A 6857-nucleotide genomic window follows, 5' to 3' on the forward strand; every position below is an offset into this window, starting at 1 on the left:
TCCCTGGCCCAGCTCCTCACGAGCGAGCCCCCCGGCCTTCCCCGAGCGCCGGCCCAGGAAGCCGCGCCGGCTCAAGAGACGGGGACCCCCTCCGGGCTCCAGGGTCGCCCGCGGGAGCAGCTCTCCACCAGGACGATCCCACCGGTGCTGGAGCGGATCCTGAATGAACTCCTCGGCGACGGACGCACCGCGGAGCCGGATGTGACCTTCCTGGGACTGGGACTCGACTCGTTCGCGCTCGCCCACCTTATCGCCACCATCGAGGAGCGATGTGGAGTCACCTGCCCGGACCTCTTCATCCACAACACCCCGCGCAAGCTCGCGGCCGCCCTGACCCCGCCCGGATGAAGACTCCCACGGCCCCAGAGACGTTGAGGGAGCGGCTGGAGCACCATGGCCGCTCCCAGGGTCATGCGTGGGCGCTCCGGTTTCCGGCGCAGGGGGGCGAGACGATCGAGCTGACGTGGGCGGAGCTGGTGGAGCGGGCGCGCGGCATCGGGCTCGGGCTGAAGCGGCGAGGCGTGGCCCCGAAGGACGTCGTGGTCATTGTGTCTTCCTCGCCCCGGGAACAGGCCCTGGCCTTCCTGGGCGCCCTCTTCGCGGAGGCGGTCCCGTCGATCTACTCCCATCCCTCCATCAAGCAGCCCACCGAGCGATTCTTCGCGAGCTTCAGCCCCCTGATCTCGAACAGCGGCGCGGCGTGCCTGCTGTATTCGGACTCCCTGGCCCCGGCCATCCAAGGGTGGAGGGTTGCCTCCGGCAGCGGGGTTGCCCTCTTCCCGCTGCGGGAACTGCTCGCGGAGCCCGCTGGAGACGAGCCGCTGCCCGCCTCCGGCGGCAAGGTGGCCTTCCTCCAGTACTCGTCGGGGACGACGGGACTCCGCAAGGGCGTCGCCATCACGCACGCCATGCTGGCCTCGCAGGTCCGGGCGTATGCGCAAGCCATCCATCTCTCCTCGGGAGACCGGGTGGTGAGCTGGTTGCCCCTCTACCATGACATGGGGCTCGTGGCCTGCCTGCTCCTGCCCTGCTTCATGGGCGTGCCCTCTGTCCATCTGTCTCCCTTTGATTGGGTGCAGCGGCCGCAGTCGCTGTGGCGGGCGATAGCGGATTCGGCGGGAACGCTCGTCTGGCTGCCGAACTTCGCCTTCGAGCTGCTGGCCCAGCGCACACGCGCCGAAGACCTGGGCGCCGTGGATCTCGGGCGAGTGCGTGCCTTCATCAACTGCAGTGAGCCGGTGCGGCCCGTGACGCTGGCAAGGTTTGTCGAGCGCATGGGGCCCCACGGCGTCCGCTGGGACCAGCTCCAGGCCTCCTACGGGATGGCGGAGAACACCCTCGCCATAACCCAGACGCCCATGGGCTCCCCCCTGCGGCTCGACCGGGTGCGGCGCGCCCCGCTCCTGACGGGAGGTGAGGCGGTAGCGCTGGAGGACGGTCCACCGAGCGCCGAGGACAAGGTCTTCGCTTCGAGTGGCATCCCCATCGCAGGCTGCGAGGTGCGGATCTCCCACCGTGGAGAGCGGCGGATCGGAGAGATCGAAATCCGGAGCCCGAGCCTCTTCGAAGGGTACGTCGCCAACCCGGAGGCCACCGCCGTCTCGCGAACGGAGGACGGGTGGTTCCGGACAGGCGACCTGGGCTATCTCGCCGAGGGAGAGCTCTTCGTCACGGGGCGGCTGAAGGACCTCATCATCCACCGGGGAACCAACCTGTACCCGGAGGATATCGAGGAGGTCGTCGCGTCCATCCCTGGCTGCAAGGCGGGCCGCGTGGTCGCCTTCGGCATCACCTCCGAGCAGATGGGCACCGAGGAGGTCGTGGTGTGTGTGGAACCCGAACCGGACCTGGAGGATCCTCGAGCGTTGGCGGCCCGCATCCGCCAGGAAGTGGCGCTCCGGCTGAGCCTCGGTCTCAAGGACGTGGCGCTCTGCGAGCCGGGCTCGCTGATCAAGTCCACCTCTGGAAAGCCCTCGCGCTCGGGCAATCGCGAGGCGTATGCCTCGGGCAGGCTCGGTGGACGCTAGGCGGGCTCAGGTCCCCCCATCCCCCCGGTTCGGCTGATAGACAAAGGGATAGGTGATGCGGACCGTCCCGCCTGTCGGCGCCGAGAAGGTGGCGGAATGAAGCACCTCCACGAAGCAGGCCTGGAACCAGGGATCCGGAATGGTGGAGTCGACGATCTCCTCATCCTCGATGAATCCGGACAGCCCCTGCCCCTGGAGGGTGAAGGCGACGGTCACCTTCTGGGGCCCGGGGTAGCGCGAGGCCGCTTTCTCGAAGCACGCCTTCACGCCAGGCCGCAGGGACTGGATGACATCCCTTACGGACTCGCGAGGCAGCGTGCCCGTGTGGACCGAGGACGTCCGGCCCTCCACGGGAGGAGGAGGCGGCGGGGGCGGCGGCGATGACGGAGGGAGCGCCGCGCGAACAAGAGGCCGCGCTCCCTCATGAGGCCCGGCACGCTCCCCCGGGGAGGAGCGGACCGCGGACATCACGGGGGCCGGGGACGATGCGGAGGGCCTGTCTTCCTGGCCGGAGGATGGGGGCGGCGGCGTCCCGGGAGGCAGAGCCGCCCGCGGTTCGCGAGCACTCGACGGGAGGGAGGCCGCCGCCACCTTCACCTCGCCCGTGGGCGCGGAGGGCTCGGCCTCGGTTGCCCGCGAAGCGCCGGATGAGCCGGTCAGGAGATAGCCGGCCACCGACAGGACGGCGAAAGGCAGACACACGCCCAGGACGAGCCGCCAGGGCGCGGACCCGCGTGGTTCTTCTGGAAAAGAGGGCATGCGGCGTTTCTCTCAGGGTTCGCGGGAGGGTGCTCCAACAGCGGGAGGCCCGGGAGGCAGGTCCATCAAGAGCATACGATCCCAATGGGGCTCGATATGGGTGGTCGCCGCGAGGAGCGTGAGCGCCACCCCCGCGCTGCCCGCCAGCACCCCCGGAGCATCCTGCCAGGCCTCGCTCGCCGCACCTTCGAGCTCCAGGCTCTGGTAGCCCCCGATTCCGCACCCCGGCTGGAACACGTCCAGGGTGCGGGAGAACCAGCCCCGGGCGGCCTCGAGGAGCCGCGGCTCGCCCGTCGCCTGGTAGAGGCGGTTGAACACGTGCCCGAGCCCCGCCATGCCGTGACACACCAGCGCGTCCTTGACCCGGCACTCCTCCACGGGGCGCTGCGCGGCCAGACGGGCCGTGAGCAGGGCTTCCTGCTCCCATTCAGGCACCCCCAGCTCGCGCGAGGCCAACAGCAACGCGGCGGCGACGCCCGGATCGCCATAACACCATGCGGCCCGTGCCTCCTTCGGGGGAAGGCTCCGGGCGACCCACGCGGGAAATCGTGAGGCGCCTCCCTCGGGCAGCCTCTCGCGCAGCAGGTCCCGGACCGCGTCCCGGATGAGTTCCCGCGCCGGCGGCGGCTCCCAGGCACTGCAAGCCCTTGCCAGCAGGGCGATCACCCCGGGTGACCCGTGCGCCATTCCCAGGTTGAGGTGGGGCACGTTGTAGCGCGTGCGCAGGTGGGGAGCCTGCTTTCCGGGCACCGTCCACCACCGCGCGCCCAGGCCGTCGCGCTCGCTCAGCTGCTCCAGCAGCCGCACGACCTGCCCCAGGCACTCTCTCGCGGCGGAGCGCTCCGGGTACTCCAGCCCGTAGACCCCCAGGCCCACCAGTCCGCTGACGAGATCATGGCCCCCTTCCCACTCAGGGGCAGCGAGCTGGGCGCACACAAGCTCCATCACCTGCGCCGTGAGATCCTCCGGCACCTGACCGAAGAGGCACCGATGCACGTGCTCCGCGGCCCAGGCCACCCCGGTGAGGCCCGAATAGAGGCCCAGGGGCATCGGCGTACTGGCCGCGCCATCCATGGCGCGCTCGAGAGCTTGAAGCGAGAACTCCCCAGCGTCTCCTCCCACTCCCGCCCGGGAGAGATAGGCAAACAGCACGGCGATGCCCGACATCCCCCGGGACAGGGAGAAGTCACGCGCATACGTGTCCGGGCGCGCCCGGAGATCCCGAGTGATGAACTCGATCACCTGCCACGCGCGCGCGGCCTGATCACCCTCCAGAATGGGCTGCCAATCTTGTCGATGCACTGCATGCAAGACTATCAAGCCCGCGCTGGCATCCAATGCCTGATTTCCCGCTTGCCCTTGCCATGGGTTCCAGGCATTGCTAGGACAGCGCCGCTGTCCAGACGTCTGTCCATGGTGTCCCTGGCGTCAGTGCGGACAAGCCGAGCGGCCCAGGACATCCCTCACCCCAAGGAGCGTTGTCATATGGAGTCCCGTTCTCAGCCGATCCAGAGGAAGCTGACCGTGAGCAAGGAGTCCATCCGCATGCTCGCGCAGAAGCAGCTGTCCACGGAGGCGAACATGATGCCGCCGGAGACCGACACCTCGAACCCGACCAGCGGACATTGCTGCTTCGAGCCGTCCGACACCTGTCTGCTCTAGGCCCACTCGAAGGCTTTTGACTGGAGGCTGGCGCATGACGAGCGTACCGCACATCGTGCGCCAGCCTCGTTGCGGATGATGACCCGCTTCGGGCGTGAGCCTCCGCGTCGTGCGAGCACGGACTTCTTCGTGCTCCGGACTCCGCTGCTGCCCCTCCACGTGTTCTCCGAGTGGGCGTCTGGCGTTGAGCTGAGCCAGCTGGACGCCTCGCTGCCATGGGCGGAGCGCATCGAGGCCGCCAGGAGAAGTCTGCGCTCCCGGCTTCGTGAGCTGCTCGAGCTGCCCGAGGTCCACGAGGCACTGCTCGTCTCCTCGTCCAACCTCGTTTCCAGCCTGGAGACCTGGCTGCGGACCCCGGACGGCCCCGGCGGGAGCAAGGTGGAGCGCGCCCTCGTCCGTTACCTTGCGCGGATGACGGGGCGCGCAACCCCTTTCGGGCTCTTCGCCGGGTGCTCCGTCGGCCAGCTGGGCCAGAAGACCCGGCTGGCACTCCAAGGCAGGGGGGCCTACCAAAGACAGACTCGCCTGGACATGGACTACCTGGCCTCGCTCCTCAACGCCCTGCAACAGCAAGGCGCGGTCAGGCACCATCCACGCTATTTCCCCAACTCCAGCCTCTACCGCACGGCGGGACGGCTCCGGTACGTCGAGTCCTCTCAGCAAGGCACGGAGCGGGCCTACGCGCTCGCCTCCGTGGAGGCGACCCCCTATCTCGAGTTCGTCCTGGAGCGCGCCCGGGAAGGCGCCCGTCGCGAGGAGCTGGCCCAGGCCCTGGCCGAGCGGGAGGGTGATGTCAGCGTCACGGAGGCGGGCGAGTACATCGACGAGCTCGTCACCCTCCAGGTGCTGGTCTCGGAGCTCGTCCCGGCCGTGACGCAGCCGGATCCCCTCCGGGAAGCCATCGCGCAGCTCGGGAGGAATCCGTCCACGGCCCGGCAGGCCGGGCAGCTGGAGCGGGTTCATGGGCTGCTCGCCGAACTCGATGCCGCGGGGCTTGGACAACCGGAGGCGCGCTACCGGGCCGTCGCCTCGTGTGTGGAGGAGCTGCTGCCACCGCCGGAGCTTTCCAGGCTCGTCCAGGTCGACCTTTTCAAGCCCGTGGTCGAAGCAACGCTCGGGCGGGAGGTGATGGACGAGCTGCGCTCCGCCGTGGAGCTCCTCCATCGCATCAGCCCCCCGCGGCGCAATCCCCTCCAGAAGTTCAAGGAGGACTTCCTGCGACGCTACGAGCAGCAGGAGGTGCCGCTGGCCGAGGCGCTCGACGAGGACGTGGGGATTGGCTTCGAGGCCGCGAGCGGACCGGAGGCCAGCTGCTCTCCCCTGCTCAAGGGGCTGGCCTTCCCTGGCGCTCCCGAGGACACGCCGGAGTGGTCACGTGCCGGGGATCTGCTCCTGGACCGGGTCCAGCAGGTGGTCCAGGCCGGAGGCCGGGTGCTTGAGCTGACGGACAAGGACGTCGAGGCGCTCTCCGCCCCAGAGAGGCTGCCGCTGCCGGAGACCTTCTTCGTGATGGCGACGCTGGGGGCCGCTTCGGAGGAGAACCTCCAGCAAGGAGACTTCTCGCTGCTGGTGCGGATGGTGGACGGGCCTTCGGGAGTGAGGCTGCTCGGGCGCTTCTGCCATGGGAACGAGGCGCTCGGCTCCGCCGTACGCCGCCACCTGCGCCTCGAGGAGGCGCTGCGGCCCGACGCCCTCTTCGCCGAGGTCGTCCACGTCCCCGCGGGCCGGGTGGGCAACATCCTCACGCGTCCCGCCCTTCGGGCCTACGAGATTCCCTACCTTGGGCGCTCCGCGGTGCCGCTTGAAGCCCAGATTCCGCTGGGAGATCTCCTGGTCTCCGTTCGCGAGGGGCGGCTCGTCCTGCGTTCCCGCAAGCTGGGCCGTGAGATCATCCCCCGCCTGACGACGGCCCACGCGCACCGGTACCCCCATCACCTGGCGATCTACCGGTTCCTCGGGGCGCTCCAGAGCGAAGGGCACGCGGGCAGCCTGACCTGGAGGTGGGGGGCGTTGGAAGGCGCGCCCTTCCTGCCGAGGGTCGTCGCCGGGCGTGTCGTCCTCGCCAGGGCGCGCTGGCTGCTGCGCGCGAAGGTGCTGGAGGAGCTGGTGCAAGGCCCCGCGCACGAGCAGGTCCGCCGGATGATGGAGCTGCGAAAGCAGCTGGGCCTGCCCAGGTTCGTCCTGCTCGCGGATGGCGACAACGAGCTGCCGGTGGACCTGGAGAATGTGCTCTGCGTGGAGTCCTTCGTGGCGCTCGCGGCGCGGCGGCGGGTGATGAGCCTGACGGAGATGTGGCCGGCAACAGGGGAGCTGTGCGCCCAGGGCCCTGAAGGCGCGTACCTCCACGAGCTGATCATCCCCTTCGTGGGCCGCGAAGCCGGGCGGAAGGAGGTTTCCCCTCGCCCACCC

6 protein-coding genes are annotated in these 6857 nt (G+C 69.6%); 4 read left to right on the forward strand and 2 right to left on the reverse strand.

All coding sequences use genetic code 11. The annotated features are described in order from the left end of the window. Positions 1-348, forward strand: a 348-nt coding sequence (locus D7X55_RS44895) for an acyl carrier protein (protein WP_147470298.1), incomplete at its 5' end; no start/stop codon positions are given. Continuing rightward, on the forward strand, positions 345-2027 hold the full coding sequence (locus D7X55_RS32935; protein ID WP_158626460.1) for an AMP-binding protein: 1683 nt from the start codon (positions 345-347) through the stop codon (positions 2025-2027). The genes D7X55_RS44895 and D7X55_RS32935, both read left to right, overlap by 4 nt. Positions 2028-2033: 6 nt before the next feature. Here D7X55_RS32935 and D7X55_RS43035 read toward each other — a convergent pair whose 3' ends face one another. Both D7X55_RS43035 and D7X55_RS32945 read right to left on the reverse strand, forming a co-directional pair. After that, positions 2034-2378: an AgmX/PglI C-terminal domain-containing protein gene (locus D7X55_RS43035; RefSeq protein ID WP_158616315.1), complete on the reverse strand. Its 345-nt coding sequence runs from the start codon at positions 2376-2378 to the stop codon at positions 2034-2036. Positions 2379-2798: 420 nt separating this feature from the next. Further along, the gene (locus D7X55_RS32945) at positions 2799-4088 is read right to left on the reverse strand and encodes a lanthionine synthetase C family protein (protein WP_147468481.1); all 1290 of its coding nucleotides are present in this window, start codon (positions 4086-4088) and stop codon (positions 2799-2801) included. Positions 4089-4310: 222 nt separating this feature from the next. On the opposite strand from D7X55_RS32945, the gene D7X55_RS43630 reads away from it, so the two are divergent. Both D7X55_RS43630 and D7X55_RS32950 read left to right on the forward strand, forming a co-directional pair. Then, the gene (locus tag D7X55_RS43630) at positions 4311-4448 is read left to right on the forward strand and encodes a hypothetical protein (protein WP_158616316.1); all 138 of its coding nucleotides are present in this window, start codon (positions 4311-4313) and stop codon (positions 4446-4448) included. Positions 4449-4523: 75 nt separating this feature from the next. Beyond that, on the forward strand, positions 4524-6857 hold a 2334-nt coding region (locus D7X55_RS32950), incomplete at its 3' end, for a lantibiotic dehydratase family protein (RefSeq protein WP_147470299.1).

Source organism: Corallococcus sp. AB049A, assembly GCF_003668885.1.
Lineage (GTDB): Bacteria > Myxococcota > Myxococcia > Myxococcales > Myxococcaceae > Corallococcus > Corallococcus interemptor.